Here is a 17,591-nt window from a genome sequence, read left to right as displayed (position 1 = left end):
CATGGTTTTATGAAGTATAACTCATTGGCGCTAATCAATATTTTTGATTTTTTTCACTGGCGAAAACTGGGGTGTTTTTCGCCCAAAAATCCTTTGTTCTGAACTTTCCAGAGAACTTTTTGTCGATGTCTTGGACGCGCCTGATTTGAGGATTGAAAGCCGCCTTGCCGGAAACGCCGAGCATGCGTGTCAACACGGTTATGCCCGGCGCCTGTCGCGATATATGAATGGTGGGCTGGGGCTGGTAAATTTACAGTAGGTGAAGTTCTAGGCTGCCGGTCGACTTTTGAGTCCAACATAAGTGCGGTTGCGATTTGGTGGGGTAACGTCGGAAAGCCGTCGCCGAGGTCATGAACCTCAATGTTCGCTTCTGAACTCGCTGTAAAACTAATGGCGCACCCGACAGGATTCGAACCTGTGACCTTTGGAATCGGAATCCAACACTCTATCCAGCTGAGCTACGGGTGCAGCCTCGACGCGTGAATCGCGCAGCGGTTGGTTCATAGCCCAGCTTTTCTCCCACATCAATGTCAAAATACGAGAGTGTTGTGAAACTGCGGCTGTTTGGTGATCTGAAAAATGATGGTGTTGTTCGTGGCTTCAGGGCCGGTCAGGGCGGGTTGAGATTTGCACTCGTGAAAAAGACGCTCCCATAAGTGGTGACGATTTTCCTGGCCGGTTCGTGTGGTACCCGGTTCCGCCAGTTCTTCGTGAAGGGGGATATGAGGATAACTGAAGGGTTGGCAATGTGTTTGCCGGCTACCGAAATGTTCACTTTGCGGTGATCACTTTTTCCGGCTTTGGCAGCCTAATATTGGGCGTTTTGTCAGTGTTGCAGTGAAGATTTTCGGGGTAACCACCAAATTATTATACAATATTAGTATCATCTACATTTATTTTGAATACAGTTTTAGCGCTTTGTCGTTTATGCTGCCGCCCGGGTAGATGGTACGAATCACGCGGGGATCCGATGGCTTTACGATTGGCACGGGACAACGAACGAAGATCCGAAAAGATGGAATTTGACGAGACTGATGCGGAAATCGACTACGGTTTGTTGTCGAACGCGATCAGTTATCACTTGCGACATTCGCAACTTGCCGTGGCAAACAGTTTTGCCGATGTGCTGGCTGAACAGGGCCTTAGGCCAGCGGATTTTTCCGTTCTCGTAATCGTTGGTGGCAATCCCGGTCTCAAGCAAAGCGACGTTGCAGAGGCGCTCGGTATCCAGCGGGCCAACTTCGTCGCCATCGTCGACAGCATGGAAGAAAAGGACCTGCTTGTCCGTCGCAAATCGGAAGACGACAGGCGAGTGCATTTTCTCGACATGACGAAAAAGGGTGTCGGGCTGCTCGACAGTCTTTCCGCCAAATGGCGCGACCGTGAAGAAAAATTGATCGATAAGATTGGTGGCGAGAAGGCGCGCGACAAACTTCTTACCCTGCTTGGACGCTTGCGCGATTGATCAGAGTTTTTTCTGGAATACGTAGAGCCAGTCTTATTTTTTGATATTCCTTTGACTTACGACGATTTTACTTGGCGATTTGCTCGGGAGGCGACATAGAGCGTTCCCAAAAGCCGGTTTCGGCACATCAGCCTCCACGGAGACGCCATGCTTAATATCGACACGAGCCATCCGCTCTATCGTCCCATCTGGGTGCGACTGCTGATCGTTGGGTTTTGTGCCGCCTGGGCGGTCGTTGAGTTCGTCAATCGGGAATTTTTTTGGGGCACGGTTGTCGGCGGCATTGCTGTCTATGCCGGCTATGTGCTGCTGGTGGCTTTCAAGCCCGGGCCGGCGGCAGATGAGATCAAAACGAACGAAGAACCTGCCGACAAGATAATCGATAAGGACGAAACGGTATAATAGCTGACGTTCGACTGTCAGCGCCGTAACATGCGGATTGCCTGATCGATCAAAAGATTGGCTGCTGTCATGCGCAATGTCGCATTTTGCCGGAACTCCGGCCTCACACCGTCTGGATGATTAAGTCGGGCGAAGCGGCGTCGTTTTTCGGTCAGTGTCGCCAGCGTATCGCGTTCGGTGATGTCCAGCTCGTTGGCGACGTCCTCAAGCGAGGTTTTCTCAAGATGGGTCGGCATGGGGGCCGGTTCGGGCTCAGGCTCCGGTTCGGATGGTGGCGGAGCGTCAGCCAGGAATGCCATATAGGCCTCCATGCCGCTGTTGCCGGGTTGCCTTTCTGATGTTTCCGTATTGATGACGAAACCCGACGTCATTCCGCCGACGCGGTAATTTACCGGTACCTCATCGCCTTCCGCAGTATTTTCGTCTGCTTCCCGTTTCAGTCTTTCAATGACTGACTGGAAAACGGATTGTCCAAATAGCATCCGTGCACTCCTTGTCGGGCATCATTCAAGCAACGAAGGATTGTGCCGGGCTTGTCGACGGGAATTGCACCTCGGTTGCAAGTTTGCGGCTCTCCTCGAGGACGAGATCGTAGAGGAGCCGCGCACTAGGGGGCAAAACACGACCTTTGGTTGTTATGATGCTGTAAGGTTTGACGTTCAGGTCAAATTCTGTCGGCAAAACCCGTGTTTTACCGATCTGCGCCTGCTGCGCTGCAACAAATTCGGCCATATCGAGAGCGATAGGAGCGATGGCGTTGGTGTTGCAGACGAGCGCGAGTGTCAGGACGACAGATGGCGTGTTGATAATGTTGCGCGGCATGGCAACGCCGTGAGCAAGGAAGACATCTTCCATGGTCCTGCGCAACAGCGCGCCGGGGGGCTGGAAGACCCAGTCATAGGCAGAGAGATCTTTCAGTGCCACGGGTTTGCGGCTCAGCAAAGGATGCCCCTCGCGGACGATCAGGCAGGCCCGCTCAATGCCGATTTCGTGAATGGAGAACAGGCTGGGGTCGAGATCATCGGGTATTCGGCCGATAATGAAATCGTGCCTGGCGGCCAGGAGTTCCCGGGCCAGAATGTTGCTGCTTTCCACCTGCACATTGATTTCAATGCCGGGATAAGTGTCCATGGCACGGCGGATTGCCGGGACCACCAGACTGATCGCCGGGGCTGTGACGGCACCGATATAGACGGAGCCGCCGCTTCCGGATTTCATCTGATTGAGCTCGCGGCTTGCCTCACGCAGTTCCAGAAGGATTGTGCGCGCTCTCTTTGCCAATGCCTCGCCGAATTTCGTCAGAACGACGCCGCGCGAGGCGCGTCGACAGAGCGGGCTTTTGGCAATGGCTTCCATTTCTGAAAGCATGCGGGAAGCGGCCGGTTGCGTCATGTTCATGGCTGCTGCAGCTGCACTGACCTGACCATGTTCTTCGATCATCACGAGCATGCGCAGATGGCTCATCTTCAGCCCGGCGCGCAACAAGGGGTTGTCTTCGAAGACAAAAAGCCCTTCAGTATTTTGCGGATGCTCATACTCTTTATGGTTGTTCATCGGCTTTTTGTTTCTCTCATTCGGTTATTATATCGATTTAATATATCAAAATTGATATAGGTAAACTGATTTATTCTATTTGACAGTTATATGGATTCGGAACAGTTTGCGGGAATGCCGGGGAGGAGCGGCAAGTGGACCTGTTTCGCATTTGCGAAAAGGATTGAGCCACCGGGCGGCTTCTCTCTTTCATGGCATGGATTTTGTGGTGCGCCGCAGCATGCGGGCGCCAGAGATAAGGGTTCAAGGGAGAGAGTTAATGAAATCCATTATTTCGTTGCTGGCGGCTTGTGCCATCGGTGCAGCATCGTTTGCTGCGCCGGCTTTCGCACAAGACAAGGGTGCCGTTGGCATTGCCATGCCGACCAAGTCTTCCGCGCGCTGGATCGATGACGGCAACAACATCGTCAAGCAGTTGCAGGAAGCTGGCTACACCACGGACCTGCAGTACGCAGACGACGATATCCCGAATCAGCTTTCGCAGATCGAAAACATGGTCACCAAGGGCGTAAAGGTCCTGGTTATTGCTTCGATCGACGGAACGACGCTTTCGGACGTTCTCAAGCAGGCTGGCGAGCAGGGCATCAAGGTCATCGCATATGACCGCCTGATCCGTAACAGCGGCGACGTCAGCTACTACGCAACCTTCGACAACTTCCAGGTTGGCGTTCTGCAGGCGACTTCGATCGTCGACAAGCTCGGCCTCAAGGATGGCAAGGGTCCGTTCAACATCGAACTGTTCGGCGGTTCTCCGGACGACAACAACGCCTTCTTCTTCTACGATGGCGCTATGTCCGTTCTTCAGCCTTACATCGACAGCGGCAAGCTGGTCGTAAAGTCCGGCCAGACGGGCATGGACAAGGTTGGTACGCTGCGTTGGGACCCGGCAACGGCCCAGGCACGTATGGATAACCTGCTTTCGGCTTACTACACCGACGCCAAGGTCGACGCTGTTCTGTCGCCTTACGACGGTCTGTCCATCGGTATCATCTCCTCGCTCAAGGGCGTAGGTTATGGCTCGAAGGACCAGCCGCTGCCGGTCGTTTCCGGTCAGGATGCTGAAGTTCCGTCCGTCAAGTCGATCATCGCTGGCGAACAGTACTCCACCATCTTCAAGGATACTCGCGAACTGGCGAAGGTTACCGTGAACATGGTCAACGCGCTGATGGAAGGCAAAGAGCCTGAAGTCAACGACACCAAGACCTATGAAAACGGCGTCAAGGTTGTTCCGTCCTACCTGCTGAAGCCGGTTGCCGTGACCAAGGACAACTACAAGCAGGTGCTCGTTGACGGTGGTTACTACACCGAAGACCAGCTGAAATAATCTGACAATCGCGGGGAAGGCTTGCAGCTTTCCCCGCTCTCCATAAAAATAAAAACCCCGGAATTAATCGGGCGCTGGATTGCGATATGGCCAATACCATTCTCGAAATGCGGAACATCACCAAGACGTTTCCAGGCGTGAAGGCGCTTGAGAACGTCAACCTCCAAGTGAAGGAAGGTGAGATCCACGCACTCGTCGGTGAGAACGGCGCTGGAAAGTCGACTTTGATGAAGGTCCTTTCCGGTGTTTATCCCGCGGGCACCTATGAAGGTGAAATTCACTACGACGGCGCCGTCCGTAATTTTCGCGCGATCAACGATAGCGAAGATATCGGCATCATCATCATTCACCAGGAACTGGCGCTCGTGCCGCTGCTGTCGATTGCTGAGAACATCTTTCTCGGCAATGAAGTTGCGTCGAGCGGCGTCATCAACTGGCAGACGACGTTCAACCGCACCCGCGAGCTTCTGAAGAAGGTCGGGTTGAAGGAATCGCCTGAAACCCTCATCACCGACATTGGCGTCGGCAAGCAGCAGCTCGTCGAAATCGCCAAGGCGTTGTCGAAGAGCGTGAAGCTGCTCATTCTCGATGAGCCGACGGCGTCGCTCAACGAAACCGATTCCGAAGCGTTGCTGAACCTGCTTATGGAGTTCCGCAAGCAGGGCATGACGTCGATCATCATCACCCACAAGCTGAACGAAGTGCGCAAGGTGGCCGACCAGATCACCGTGCTGCGCGACGGAATGACCGTGAAGACGCTCGACTGTCATAAGGAAGAAATCAGCGAAGACGTCATCATCCGCAACATGGTGGGCCGCGATCTGGAAGATCGTTATCCACCACGCGATGTGCCGATTGGCGAAACCATTCTCGAAGTGAAGAACTGGAACGCTTATCACCAGCACCACCGCGATCGCCAGATGCTGCACGACATCAACATCACCGTCCGCAAGGGCGAGGTTGTCGGCATCGCGGGTCTGATGGGTGCGGGGCGTACGGAATTCGCGATGAGCGTGTTCGGCAAGTCCTACGGCCACAAGATCACCGGCGAGGTGCTGATGGACGGAAAGGCCGTCGACGTCAGTACGGTTCGCAAGGCAATCGATGCGGGTCTCGCTTATGTCACGGAAGACCGCAAGCATCTCGGTCTGGTGTTGAACGACAACATCCTGCACAACACGACACTCGCCAACCTGGCCGGTGTCTCCAATGCGGGGGTTATCGATGACATCAGGGAGATGAAGGTGGCGAGCGATTTTCGCACGCGCCTGCGCATCCGGTCTTCGGGCATCTTCCAGGAGACGGTCAATCTTTCGGGCGGCAACCAGCAGAAGGTCGTGCTGTCGAAGTGGCTGTTCTCCAATCCCGAGGTTCTGATCCTCGATGAACCGACGCGCGGTATCGACGTCGGTGCCAAATATGAAATCTACACCATCATCAACCAGCTCGCTGCCGACGGCAAAGGCGTTCTGATGATTTCATCGGAAATGCCAGAATTGCTCGGCAATTGCGACCGCATCTACGTCATGAACGAAGGCCGCATCGTTGCCGAACTGCCGAAGGGAGAGGCGAGCCAGGAAAGCATCATGCGCGCTATCATGCGCTCAGGGGAGAAGAACTCATGAGTTCGGCCAATACAACAAAAGAAGAAAGCAACATCATCTCCGTGTCGTCCTACATTCGCGCCAACATCCGCGAATACGGCATGCTGATCGCGCTCGTCGCCATCATGGTTTTCTTCCAGTTTTATACCGGCGGCATTCTGTTCCGCCCGGTTAACCTGACGAACCTCGTTCTGCAGAACTCGTTCATCGTCATCATGGCGTTGGGCATGCTGCTCGTCATCGTCGCGGGACACATCGATCTTTCGGTGGGGTCGATTGTTGCGTTTGTCGGCGCGATCGCCGCCATATTGACGGTGCAATGGGGCATGAACCCGTTCCTCGCGGCGCTCATTTGTCTTGTCATCGGCGGCATCATCGGTGCTGCGCAGGGCTATTGGGTTGCCTATCACCGCATTCCGTCGTTCATCGTGACGCTGGCGGGCATGCTGGTGTTCCGAGGCCTGACGCTTTTCGTGCTGGGCGGCAAGAACATTGGTCCGTTCCCGGCCGATTTCCAGGTCATCAGCACCGGCTTCCTGCCTGATATCGGCGGTATCGAAGGTCTTAACACGACCTCCATGATCCTGACCGTACTCGCACCGATCATTCTGTTCTATCTGGCCTGGCGTCGTCGTGCCGTGAACGTACAGCACGGCATCGATGTCGAGCCGTTCGGCTTCTTCATCGCCCAGAACCTCGTCATTTCCGCTGCGATCCTGTTCCTCGGCTATCAGCTGTCGACCTATCGTGGCCTGCCGAACGTTCTGATCGTGATGATTGCTCTGATCGTGCTCTATAGCTTCGTGACGCGCCGTACCACCATTGGTCGCCGCATCTATGCGCTGGGTGGCAACGAGAAGGCGACGAAGCTTTCCGGTATCAATACCGAGCGGCTGAACTTCCTGACCTTCATCAACATGGGCGTTCTTGCCGGCCTGGCTGGCATGATCATCGCAACTCGCCTCAACTCGGCGACACCGAAAGCCGGTGTTGGCTTCGAACTGGACGTGATCGCGGCCTGCTTCATCGGCGGTGCTTCTGCATCCGGCGGCGTCGGCAAGATCACCGGTGCGGTTATCGGCGCCTTCATCATGGGTGTCATGAACAACGGCATGTCGATCGTCGGTCTTGGCATCGATTTCCAGCAGATGGTGAAGGGCCTCGTGCTTCTCGCTGCTGTGTTCTTCGACGTCTACAACAAAAACAAGGGCTGATTGTCCAGCTCGATATAGCAAGCAAAAAAGTGGCCGGGTTCCGGCCACTTTCATAAGATGCAGGCGCATTGCGCCGCAGGTTTGAGAGACAGGCGTAAAGCGCCTTAGGAAGGAATGACCGTGCTAATTTCACAGATCAAGGACACCAGCGGCAAGATCGTCGTGGCAGTTCGCGAAGAGGGCGGCGAAGCGCGTGCCGTCAACAACGCAGAATCCGTTTATGCGCTTGCCATGGAAGCCGCCAACGGTGGCAAGAGCCTTGCGGATGTCATTTCCGCGCATGGTCTGGGCGAGACTGTCGACCTTGAGAAGGTCTATGCAGAAGGCCGTTTTCTGCCGCCGATCACGCATCCGGACCCGGCGCATCTTCATCTGACGGGTACGGGTCTGACGCATCTCGGCTCCGCTGCAACGCGTGACAGCATGCACAAGAAGACAACGGAAGCCGCCGAGGAAAGCCTGACGGATTCTATGAAAATGTTCCGCATGGGCCTTGAGAACGGCAAGCCGAAGGCCGGTGAAAAGGGCGTTCAGCCGGAATGGTTCTATAAGGGCAACGGCTACGTTGCTGCCGCTCCTGGTGCGGCGCTCACCTCTCCATCCTTCGCGCTTGACGGTGGCGAAGAGCCTGAGATGGCTGGCATCTACGTTATCTCTGACAAGGGCGAACCAGTCCGCATCGGCTTTGCTGTTTCGAACGAGTTCTCCGACCACGTCACCGAGCGGATCAACTACCTTTATCTGGCGCATTCCAAGCTGCGTCCGGCAAGCTTTGGCCCGGAAATCCGCGTTGGCGCACCGCCCTCGGACATTCGCGGTACGTCGCGCATTCGTCGTGGCGACAAGGTGATTTTCGAAAAGCCGTTCGTTTCGGGTGAAGACAACATGTCCCACACCTTCGCAAACCTCGAATATCACCATTTCAAATATGGATTGTTCCGTGCACCGGGCGACGTGCATGTCCACATGTTCGGCACTGCAACGCTTTCCTTCGCAGATGGCGTGAAGCCGGAGGCGGGCGACGTATTCGAAATCGAAGCCGCTGGTTTTGGCCTGGCGCTGAAAAACCCGCTTGCCGTCGATGCGGAAGAAGAGATTGCCGTCCGTCAGATCTGATCTGGTGGTATGAACGATCAGGGTCCCGGCTGGAAACAGGCGGGGCTTTTTTATGAGGGGGGCATTCCGTCGAAGCCCCAAAGTCGTCCTTCGCCCACCTCGACCGAATTTCCTGCGGGGTCGCGGATGTAGACCGACCGGCTGTCATTGCCCCAGCGATGGTAATGTTCGACAGCAATGCCGAGAGCGATGAAACGATCGCGCCATGCATCGACCTCCGTACTGTCTTTTACCCGAAAACAGAAATGTCCCTGACCTGCCGTACCGTGACGCGGGATGGGATTGCGCTCGTCCGCCTTGTGGGATTTCTCCGGGTCGAAGATCAGCAACATCTGTTGCCCACAACGGAAAAACACGAACTGCCCCGGAAGTCTCCTGACCATTTCAAGTCCGAAAACCTCACCATAAAACTGCTCGGCGGCCTCCAGATCATCGGCGTAGATGGCTGTCTCCATAATGCCGCCGAGTGGCTTCATAGTCTTTCTCCCTGCATTCCTGCCAGTCTCACTGCCTTTCATCACGACGTCTACCATTTTGTTGAGAAGGGGCTTGAACCTCTAGTTGCTATAGATGCTAGCCATTGTCGCAATTGATGGAGGCGGCGTTCATGGAGGAAAAGAGGTGAAGGCTTATCTGGTGGAGACGCCGTTGTTGAATTATCGCTCGCGCAGCATACAGGCGCTTCTTGCCGCAAGAGGATGGGCCATGTTGTCGCCGTTCGAGCGCATTGGTGCGGCCTATGACTTCGTAAGAAACGATGTCGCCTTCGGTTACAATCGGGCAGACGATGTTCCTGCCACGGCTGTGCTTGCCGACGGCTATGGGCAATGCAATACCAAGGCCATCTTGCTGATGGCACTGCTGCGCGCTTTGGAAATCCCATGCCGTCTGCACGGCTTCACGATCCACAAGGGATTGCAGCGGGGTATCGTGCCCGAAATCGTCTACGGCATCGCGCCTGACAGCATTCTGCACAGTTGGGTCGAGATCTGGTTCGAAGATCGATGGATCGAGCTGGAAGGCTTTATTCTCGACGCGCGGTTTCTGAGAAGCCTGCAAACGCATTTTGCGGAGCAGGGCTCATCCTTGTGTGGTTATGGCGCGGGAACGGATTGTCTTGACGCGCCCGCCGTCACATGGACCGGGCGCAGCACCTATATCCAGAAGACTGGAATCAATCAGGATCTTGGCCTGTTCAACAGTCCTGATGCCTTTTATCGGCAACACAGACAGGCGTTCCACGGGGTAAAAGGCCTGCTCTATTCTTTCGTCATACGACACTGGATGAATGCGCGAGTAGGACGTATCCGTGACGGCCGGGTGCCGGCTATTCCTGGAGGATCTCATGCGCATCGGCACAAGCCGGGTGGTGTCTTGTCATGATAGTAGGCTGATTAGATTATGCCTTGATGGCTGTGATATGGAGCCATTCGGTCGGCTCTCTGTCATAGCCGCTGCCTTGCCGTGTTTCGATCGCCAGCTCCTGCCAGCCATGCCGCATGTAGGCGTCCGTCAGCCATTCTTGCGTGGGGTAATTGAAATACCGACCAAACCGGTCGCGGCCGTCCGTTTCACCTGCCTTGAAACTTGCATGGAAAACGCCCCGCCGCTTCAGGGCACGGTAAATACGGCCTACGATGCCTGACAGGGAGGGGCGAGGCGCGTGCAACAGGCAGGCATTTGCCCAGATGCCCTCATATCGCTCCTCGTCATCCAGTTCATCAAAGAACAGTTGCCTGACGGGAACACCCAGTCTTGCCTGTGCCGCCGCGACTATTGCCGGTGTGCCATCTGTCGGATGAACGTCAAAGCCTCTTTCAAGCATGAAAGCGCTGTCCTGGCCGCTACCGCAGCCAAGTTCAAGGATCGTTGCGCCAGGCGGCAGCTTTTGGAGAAACGGCTCGAGATACAGAATGTTCGCGTTGCGCATTGCCGACGTATAGGCATCGGCATTTTGCTTGTAAAAGCCGATTGTTTCGTCGTCCTTGCCCGTCACTGTTTTATCACCGTCAGCTTTGTGATTGGCTCTGGCTCTGCGATTGCTGGACGGTTACCGAGACGTTCAGGGTTTCGCCGGCCTGGCCGATCCGCATGCCGGAGACAGGCGCGCAATCGCGATAGCACAGGCCGGATGCGATGCGCACATATCGGTCGTCGGGGCAGATGTTGTTGGCAGCGTCGAAACCGACCCAGCCAAGTCCTTCCAGGTGCACCTCAGCCCAGGCATGGGTCGCAGTCTGCTCTGCCACGTCCTCCATCATAAGATAACCGGAAACGTAACGGGCCGGCAGGCCGATCAGGCGCGCCGCAGATACAAGAATGTGGGTGTGGTCTTGGCACACACCCTTGCCGGTTTCCAGCGCCAGTTCAGCGGTTGTTTCCGGGTCTGTTGCGCCAGGAACATATTCGACCTTGCGATGGATGTTTTCCATCAGGTCGTGCAGACGCGCCAGTTCGCTCTCGCCATTGCTCACCTTGACCAGCTCCCGAATGAGCTTTCCCGGCTTGGTGCGTGGTGTTTCGCGCAGAAAAAGCCAGAGCGGTGCATTGCCGATGTGGTAACCGTAGACACCGGCCCTGTCTTCGGTCTCGACAACGCCGCTTGCAATTACCTTGACCTGCTGCTGTGGACCTTCGGTTTCCACCAGAGAGACCCTGTTGCCGAAATGGTCGTCATAGGTCACTTCGACGGTCGCGCCATCGACTGCGACAGCCCAATCCTCGACCTTCTGGCAAGGGCCGGTCTGCGGTGTCAACCGCAACCTTTGCAAGGCATAAGGCATTGGCTCGTCATAGACATATTCTGTCGTATGGGTGATTTTCAGACGCATACCCTGTCCCCGTCCACGCGCTTACTGATAGAAGCGGTAGCCTTCCGTGATTTCCTGCCCCAACTGTCCATTGCGGATGACGAATCTTTCCAGAAACTCGTGCAAGCCTTCATCCATGACGCGATTGATCGTCGTCGTGTGCAAGGTGTTGCGGATGCTTTCGGCCGTTTCGTGAGCCTGGTGCCGCTCGCCGTAATCCTCTGCAATGTAATTGAGATTGCTGGCGATCTTGTCGTAGCAATAGGCAAGAGAGCGTGGCATGCGGGCGTTGAGGATCAGGAAATCGGCAATATTGGCAGGCTTGTACTCTGCGTCATACACCCAGCCGTAGGAACGGTGGGCAGAGGCTGAGCGCAGGATCGATTCCCACTGTACGTTGTCGAGCGATGATCCGACATGCGACATACCTGGCAGCAACACATAATACTTCACATCAAGAATACGCGCGGTGTTGTCCGCACGCTCGATGAACGTGCCGATGCGCGAGAAATTGTAGAGATCGTTGCGCAGCATCGAGCCGTGGAACGCGCCGCGCACCAGTCCGGCGCGATGTTTGATGACATCGATGATTTGCGGCAGTTCGGCGGCTTTCACACGTCGACCGAGGAGGTTTTTCAGTTCGATCCAGAACTCGTTCGTTGCCTCCCACGTTTCACGCGTCAGTGCCGTCCGCACCATGCGGGCGTTGTTGCGGCCTGACTCGATGCAGGACATGACGCTGGAGGGGTTTGATCTCTCACGCAGCAGGTAGTCGATCGCGTCGACTGCCGTTACCTTTTCGTTGGTTTCAAGAAACGCTTCGCGTACGCCCGCACTTTGCAGTACGCCATCCCAGTCTTCATCGCCGGTGCCACTGCGTGTCAGCGACATGCGTAAGCCCGCGTCGATCAGTCGGGCGATGTTTTCTGCACGCTCGATGTACCGGAACATCCAGTAGAGCCCGTTTGCCGTCCTGCCCAGCATGGCTTAGTCCTCCAGTACCCACGTATCCTTGGTGCCGCCGCCCTGGCTGGAATTGACCACGAGCGAGCCCTTCTTGAGCGCGACGCGGGTCAAACCGCCGGGAATGATCTTCACCTTGTCAGAAACGAGGACATAGGGGCGAAGATCGACATGGCGCGGCGCGATGCCGTTTTTCACCATGATCGGCACGGTCGAAAGCGACAGCGTGGGCTGCGCAATGTAATTGGCCGGGCGCGCCCTCAGCTTCTCTGCGAAAAGCGCTCGTTCCCGCTTCGAGGCCGTCGGGCCGACCAGCATGCCGTAACCGCCCGAACCGTGGACTTCCTTGACGACAAGGTCGGCCAGGTTGTCGAGAACGTATTTCAGGCTGTCCGGCTCGGAACAGCGCCATGTCGGCACATTTTCCAGAAGCGGCTTGCGACCGGTATAGAACTCGACGATCTCCGGCATATAGGAGTAGATCGCCTTATCGTCGGAAATGCCGGTTCCGGGTGCGTTGGCAATGGTGATATTGCCAGCACGATAGACATCCATGATGCCGGGTACGCCAAGGGCGGAATCCGGACGGAAGGTCAGCGGATCGAGGAAGTCGTCATCGACGCGGCGATAGAGGACGTCAATTGCCTCGTAACCCCGGGTGGTGCGCATCTTGACCTTGCCGTCCATGACACGCAGGTCAGATCCTTCCACCAGTTCGACGCCCATCATGTCGGCAAGGAACGAATGCTCGTAATAGGCGGAATTATAAATGCCCGGCGTCAAGACGGCGACGCGCGGCTTGCCGGTGCAGCCGGGCGGGGCAAGCGATGCCAGCGACTGCCGCAGCAGGTAGGGGTAATCCTCCACCCGTTGCACGCGGTTCTCATGGAACAGTTCCGGGAACATCTGCATCATCGTTTCGCGGTTTTCCAGCATGTAGCTGACACCGGATGGTGTGCGGGCGTTGTCCTCGAGAACATAGAACTGGTCTTCACCGGTGCGAACGATATCCGTGCCAACGATGTGAGTATAAACGCCGCCGGGTGGCGTGAAGCCGATCATTTCCGGCAGGAAGGCCTCATTCTTTTCAATGAGTTCGCGGGGAATACGTCCGGCGCGAATGATTTCCTGCTTGTGATAGATGTCATCGAGGAAGGCGTTGAGGGCGAGCACCCGCTGTTCGATACCCTGCGCCAGCTTTCGCCATTCCCGTCCGGAGATGATGCGCGGGATGATGTCGAATGGTATCAGTTTCTCGGAACTGTCAGCGTGGCCATAAACGGCAAAAGTAATGCCGGTTTTCCGAAAGATGTTTTCCGCGTCTTTTGACTTCTGGATCAGGTGCGCGCTGTCCTGTCGACTGTACCACTCGTTGTAGTTTTCGTATGGGTTTCGCGGCGTGTTGTCCGCATTCATCATTTCGTCAAATGCCAACTTCGATGTCCCCTTTTTTGCCATATGAATACAACGTCAGAAGCAATGCAAGAACTATGCAGGCCCCCGGTTGAAGATTTTCTCCCGGATTGTGGCCGAGCTATCCTTATAAAAAAGAAGCAATTTTTGAGATTTAGCCTATAAATGCGGCACGTCGAAATTGGTTGCGTCGGGTGACAGGGCGGAGAGGGGCTGCTGGACTGTGCGGCCATTGGGCGAATGCATAAAATTTGCTCTTTCGCTTTCTGCTGATGCTGGTCGGTGTTTCATCAGAAAAACTGAACGATGTGATCACGAAAAGACTTTTGACCTTCGCCTGTAACGGAGTTACCGGCGTTCAAGCCGCCATTACGGCAAGGTTTTCGGAACGCACCATGTCTCTTGACCGTCTGGCTCCGGCCATTTTCGTCTTTCTCTGGTCAACCGGGTGGGTGACGGCAAAATATGCCGTCCACTATACCGGGCCACTGACGTTCCTCTGTCTTCGCTATGCTCTGGCGGGTATTTTTCTGTGGCTGATCTGTCGAGTGGCAAGCGTGAGTTGGCCACGGGGATGGAGGGACATCGGTCGTGCGATTTTGTCTGGCGTCTTCCTGCACGGCATCTATCTTGGCATGATCTGGTGGGCGATTGGCCAGGGCGTTCCGGCGGCAATCGGTGGTATCATTGCCGGATTGCAGCCGCTGATGACTGCCGTTGCCGCTCCTTTTGTGATCGGCGAGCGATTGTCCAATGCGCAGCGTGCCGGACTGGTCATCGGTTTCGTGGGGATAGCGATCGCAGTTTTGCCAAAGATGATGGCGGTCGGGGCCGCCGGGGTGCCGGTGCCGTTTTATGCTGTGGCCATCAATGTCCTTGGCATGGTTTCGGTCACCTACGGGACGCTTTACCAGAAGAAACATGTCCATGGCGGAAACATCATGGCGGTGGCGACCCTGCAATATGTCGGCGCTTTGCTGATAACTGTGCCATTCACGTTCTTGCTCGAGGATGGCCACATCGACTGGAGCACGGGGCTTCTGGCGACGCTTGCATGGTCGGTCGGGGCAATTTCCATCGGCGCGGTTGCCTTGTTGCTCTATCTTATTCGCAAGGGACAGGTGTCGCGCGCCGCATCACTGATCTATCTTGTGCCTCCGCTTGCTGCCATCGAAGCGGCTGTTCTGTTTGGCGAGACATTGACGACGGCGATGATGGCCGGGACCGTACTTGCGGTCGCGGGCGTCTACCTTGCAAATCGCAAACCTGTTGCTTCGGGGTCCGGCGGTTAACACTTGCCTATGTAGATTAGAGGTTTGTTAACCATAAAATTATACCCCTCGTTAATCGAAAGATTCTTGGCGGGGGTTACATGTCTATTTCGCGTCGTGGTGTTCTGTTTGGACTACCGCTGTTGTTGGCCGGTTGTGCAAGCTCAGGCGTATCGCATCAAAGGCTCAATTATGCGGCGAAGCCGGATGAGAAATTCCCGCTTCCTGCCATGCATCTCGACAAGGTGAAGCCGGAGCTTCGCCGCCAGGAAGTGTCCTATGATACGACGCATCCAGCAGGTACCGTTGTTGTCGATACGCCGGCGCGCCGTCTGTATTACGTCATGGGCGATGGCCGGGCGATGCGGTATGGCGTTGGTGTCGGCCGACAGGGACTGGCACTGAAGGGCGATGCCTATGTTGGTCGTAAGGCGGAATGGCCATCCTGGACGCCAACAGCAAATATGATGCGACGCGATCCGCGCAACCTGAAATTCGCCGGTGGCATGCCTGGCGGTCCGAACAATCCGCTCGGTGCGCGTGCGCTTTACCTTTATCGTGGTAACAACGATACAATGTTCCGGTTGCACGGCACCAATCAGCCACAGTCCATCGGTCATGCCATGTCCAGCGGTTGCATTCGCATGCTGAACCACGACATCATCGATCTCTATTCGCGTGTTCCTGTCGGCGCCCGCGTCGTCGTCCTGCAGGCCTGAGCTAGGCTTCTACCTTAGCAATTTCAGTGCGCCCGTCAGGGATTTGACCCATTTCGCCGGCCCGGTAATTCCGAGGCCGTCGATCTCCTCTGCTGACAGATCCCTTTCGGGAAAGGTCTCTCTGTAGTCCGCATAGGCGTGCAACGTACGTGCGAAGGCCGGGAAGGGCACTATGGCAGAGCCTTCAGGTTTTGTTTCCAGTGCCTTGAGCAACAGTTTTCCGATCGCCTGGCTATCTGCCTGAAGAACAGGAACCGGGCGGTTTGAGCTGATCTCGATCGACCGTCCCTGGCCGTCCGTAAGTCGGTCTGCAGCAAGGTCGGGTGTGCTGGCGCCAAGCCCGATGCCGACGGCACCAACGGTGTTGGCAATCCAGCCTGCTGGCATCTCCGGGTTGATGATGATGGCGATGCGAAAGTCGTCTGTCATGTCCGTGTTCTTCCTTCCTGATGTGTTTCGGAAGATAATCGTGCTTGAGTGGAAGAACCTGCCTTTTTCTGGTCTTCCATGCCTAAATTTGGTAGATTCTGCCTCCGTTGTTTCAGTGTGGGGTAGGTTATGCCAAATTCGAAGCTTGAACCGGTCGATGTTCGAATTCTGTCTTCGTTGCAGGATGACGGCCGGCTTACCAATCAGGCCTTGGCCGACGAAGTCGGACTTTCCGCTTCACCCTGCTGGCGGCGCGTGCGCCAACTGGAGGAAACGGGCGTCATACAAGGGTATTCCGCACGTATAGACCGGAGACAGGTCGGCCTTGGTGTCCTTGCATTCATCCGGGTCAAGATCGACAGCCACAATGAGGAGGAGGCCGAGCTATTCTCCCGCCAGGTTGCAGCGCTTCCGCAAGTTGTGGCGTGTTACAGCATTGCCGGCGACGCGGATTTTCTGATGCAGGTCGTGGCGCCGGATCTGGACAGTTACGCCGATTTTGCGATGTCCGTGGTGCGACGCCTGCCGGGAATCAAGGAAATGCAGACCACCTTCGTACTGAAGGAAGTGAAGGCGTTCGAAGGAGTGCCGCTCGATTTCGTCTGAAACGGTGATTCAGGCCGAAAATTTCTCGAATTTTCTGACTCAGTCTTCGGCTAGACCAGCGGTTGATATGTAAGTGTGAAATCTCTGTTTTCCGTATAAAAAACAACTCACTGTAGAAAATCCCCCATTTCCATATATAAAGGGATGCTACAATATCGAAAACGTGATTTCCGGTGTGTGATACGTGTATCCATAACCGGTTTCAGGCGCTGTATCGAGCGCGGCACCAAATCAACGGAGCATCTGGAAATGGCCTCTTTCGACAACCTGTCTCGCTATAGACCTTACGCGCTTGCAGCCCTGCGCATCATCGCTGCGCTGCTTTTCATCGAACACGGTACACAAAAGCTGTTCGGCTTTCCTGCATCGCAGATGGAAGGCTCGCTGCCGCCGATGTTGCTTGTTGCCGCTCTGCTCGAACTGGTCGGCGGTCTGCTGATCCTGGTTGGTTTCTTCACGCGGCCGGTTGCCTTCATTCTCTCCGGCCAGATGGCTGTTGCCTATTTCATGGCCCATGCACCGAAGAGCTTCTTCCCGGCTCTCAACGGTGGCGATGGTGCAATCCTTTTCTGCTTCATCTTCCTGTATCTGGTGTTTGCTGGCGCTGGAGCCCTGTCGGTCGATGAACGCCGCTGATCTCCCGCTTTAGCAGTTCCATATTTGCCTGAGGCCCTGCATGGTGATGACCATGTAGGGCTTTT

The 17,591-nt window shown here is 55.6% G+C and carries 20 protein-coding genes and 1 tRNA gene; 11 read left to right on the top strand and 10 right to left on the bottom strand.

Annotation, left to right across the window (positions count from 1 at the left end):
- Positions 1-34 precede the first annotated feature (34 nt).
- Together FY156_12575 and FY156_12570 are read right to left on the bottom strand one after the other, a co-directional pair.
- A complete protein-coding gene (locus tag FY156_12575) occupies positions 35-196 on the bottom strand; it encodes a hypothetical protein (protein ID UXS02241.1) in 162 nt (53 codons plus the stop codon).
- Positions 197-391: 195 nt separating this feature from the next.
- A tRNA-Arg gene (locus FY156_12570) sits at positions 392-468 on the bottom strand.
- A gap of 502 nt (positions 469-970) precedes the next feature.
- Between FY156_12570 and FY156_12565 the strand changes: the two genes are divergently transcribed.
- The gene (locus FY156_12565; GenBank protein UXS02240.1) at positions 971-1,465 is read left to right on the top strand and encodes a winged helix-turn-helix transcriptional regulator; all 495 of its coding nucleotides are present in this window, start codon (positions 971-973) and stop codon (positions 1,463-1,465) included.
- A gap of 147 nt (positions 1,466-1,612) precedes the next feature.
- Positions 1,613-1,867 carry a hypothetical protein gene (locus tag FY156_12560; protein UXS02239.1) on the top strand — a complete coding sequence of 85 codons (255 nt, stop codon included), beginning with the start codon at positions 1,613-1,615 and terminating at the stop codon, positions 1,865-1,867.
- Positions 1,868-1,884: 17 nt separating this feature from the next.
- On the opposite strand, the gene FY156_12555 is transcribed toward FY156_12560, so the two are convergent.
- The gene (locus FY156_12555) at positions 1,885-2,349 is read right to left on the bottom strand and encodes a hypothetical protein (protein UXS02238.1); all 465 of its coding nucleotides are present in this window, start codon (positions 2,347-2,349) and stop codon (positions 1,885-1,887) included.
- Positions 2,350-2,374: 25 nt separating this feature from the next.
- Positions 2,375-3,421 carry a LysR family transcriptional regulator gene (locus FY156_12550; GenBank protein ID UXS02237.1) on the bottom strand — a complete coding sequence of 349 codons (1,047 nt, stop codon included), beginning with the start codon at positions 3,419-3,421 and terminating at the stop codon, positions 2,375-2,377.
- 259 nt (positions 3,422-3,680) lie between these two features.
- On the opposite strand from FY156_12550, the gene FY156_12545 reads away from it, so the two are divergent.
- The 4 genes from FY156_12545 to FY156_12530 all read left to right on the top strand — a co-directional run bounded on the left by FY156_12545 (position 3,681) and on the right by FY156_12530 (position 8,679).
- Entirely contained in the window at positions 3,681-4,745 is a 1,065-nt protein-coding gene (locus FY156_12545) for a sugar ABC transporter substrate-binding protein (GenBank protein UXS02236.1), read from the top strand.
- Between the two features lie 86 nt (positions 4,746-4,831).
- Positions 4,832-6,370 carry a sugar ABC transporter ATP-binding protein gene (locus tag FY156_12540; GenBank protein UXS02235.1) on the top strand — a complete coding sequence of 513 codons (1,539 nt, stop codon included), beginning with the start codon at positions 4,832-4,834 and terminating at the stop codon, positions 6,368-6,370.
- Positions 6,367-7,563, top strand: a complete 1,197-nt coding sequence (locus FY156_12535; GenBank protein ID UXS02234.1) for a sugar ABC transporter permease — start codon at positions 6,367-6,369, stop codon at positions 7,561-7,563. The genes FY156_12540 and FY156_12535 overlap by 4 nt, the downstream gene beginning before the upstream one ends.
- Before the next feature lie 120 nt (positions 7,564-7,683).
- The gene (locus tag FY156_12530) at positions 7,684-8,679 is read left to right on the top strand and encodes a GguC protein (GenBank protein UXS02233.1); all 996 of its coding nucleotides are present in this window, start codon (positions 7,684-7,686) and stop codon (positions 8,677-8,679) included.
- Positions 8,680-8,729: 50 nt separating this feature from the next.
- Here the strand turns inward: FY156_12530 and FY156_12525 are convergent, their stop codons facing one another.
- The gene (locus FY156_12525; protein UXS02232.1) at positions 8,730-9,155 is read right to left on the bottom strand and encodes a lactoylglutathione lyase; all 426 of its coding nucleotides are present in this window, start codon (positions 9,153-9,155) and stop codon (positions 8,730-8,732) included.
- Between the two features lie 94 nt (positions 9,156-9,249).
- Between FY156_12525 and FY156_12520 the strand changes: the two genes are divergently transcribed.
- Entirely contained in the window at positions 9,250-10,062 is an 813-nt protein-coding gene (locus FY156_12520; GenBank protein UXS02231.1) for a transglutaminase family protein, read from the top strand.
- Positions 10,063-10,078: 16 nt separating this feature from the next.
- Here FY156_12520 and FY156_12515 read toward each other — a convergent pair whose 3' ends face one another.
- From FY156_12515 to FY156_12500, 4 genes are read right to left on the bottom strand one after another with little or no spacing between them, the layout of a single operon-like run.
- A complete protein-coding gene (locus tag FY156_12515; protein UXS02230.1) occupies positions 10,079-10,675 on the bottom strand; it encodes a class I SAM-dependent methyltransferase in 597 nt (198 codons plus the stop codon).
- A 13-nt stretch (positions 10,676-10,688) separates the two neighbouring features.
- On the bottom strand, positions 10,689-11,510 hold the full coding sequence (locus FY156_12510) for a transglutaminase family protein (GenBank protein ID UXS02229.1): 822 nt from the start codon (positions 11,508-11,510) through the stop codon (positions 10,689-10,691).
- A gap of 21 nt (positions 11,511-11,531) precedes the next feature.
- Positions 11,532-12,473, bottom strand: a complete 942-nt coding sequence (locus tag FY156_12505) for an alpha-E domain-containing protein (GenBank protein ID UXS02228.1) — start codon at positions 12,471-12,473, stop codon at positions 11,532-11,534.
- A gap of 3 nt (positions 12,474-12,476) precedes the next feature.
- Positions 12,477-13,886, bottom strand: coding sequence for a circularly permuted type 2 ATP-grasp protein (locus FY156_12500; protein UXS02227.1), 1,410 nt, complete (start codon positions 13,884-13,886; stop codon positions 12,477-12,479).
- 374 nt (positions 13,887-14,260) lie between these two features.
- Between FY156_12500 and FY156_12495 the strand changes: the two genes are divergently transcribed.
- Positions 14,261-15,157 carry a DMT family transporter gene (locus FY156_12495; protein UXS02226.1) on the top strand — a complete coding sequence of 299 codons (897 nt, stop codon included), beginning with the start codon at positions 14,261-14,263 and terminating at the stop codon, positions 15,155-15,157.
- A gap of 80 nt (positions 15,158-15,237) precedes the next feature.
- Positions 15,238-15,855 carry a L,D-transpeptidase gene (locus FY156_12490; GenBank protein ID UXS02225.1) on the top strand — a complete coding sequence of 206 codons (618 nt, stop codon included), beginning with the start codon at positions 15,238-15,240 and terminating at the stop codon, positions 15,853-15,855.
- Between the two features lie 9 nt (positions 15,856-15,864).
- Here the strand turns inward: FY156_12490 and FY156_12485 are convergent, their stop codons facing one another.
- The gene (locus FY156_12485; protein ID UXS02224.1) at positions 15,865-16,284 is read right to left on the bottom strand and encodes a DUF2000 domain-containing protein; all 420 of its coding nucleotides are present in this window, start codon (positions 16,282-16,284) and stop codon (positions 15,865-15,867) included.
- 129 nt (positions 16,285-16,413) lie between these two features.
- Between FY156_12485 and FY156_12480 the strand changes: the two genes are divergently transcribed.
- Positions 16,414-16,890 (top strand): Lrp/AsnC family transcriptional regulator, encoded by a 477-nt coding sequence (locus FY156_12480; protein ID UXS02223.1) that lies wholly within the window; start codon positions 16,414-16,416, stop codon positions 16,888-16,890.
- A 249-nt stretch (positions 16,891-17,139) separates the two neighbouring features.
- Positions 17,140-17,526, top strand: coding sequence for a DoxX family protein (locus tag FY156_12475; protein ID UXS02222.1), 387 nt, complete (start codon positions 17,140-17,142; stop codon positions 17,524-17,526).
- Positions 17,527-17,591: the final 65 nt, after the last annotated feature.

It is taken from the genome of Agrobacterium tumefaciens, assembly GCA_025559845.1.
Classification (GTDB): domain Bacteria; phylum Pseudomonadota; class Alphaproteobacteria; order Rhizobiales; family Rhizobiaceae; genus Agrobacterium.
The sequence above is the reverse complement of the archived record's forward strand: the minus strand, read 5'-3'. Positions and strand labels throughout refer to the sequence as shown.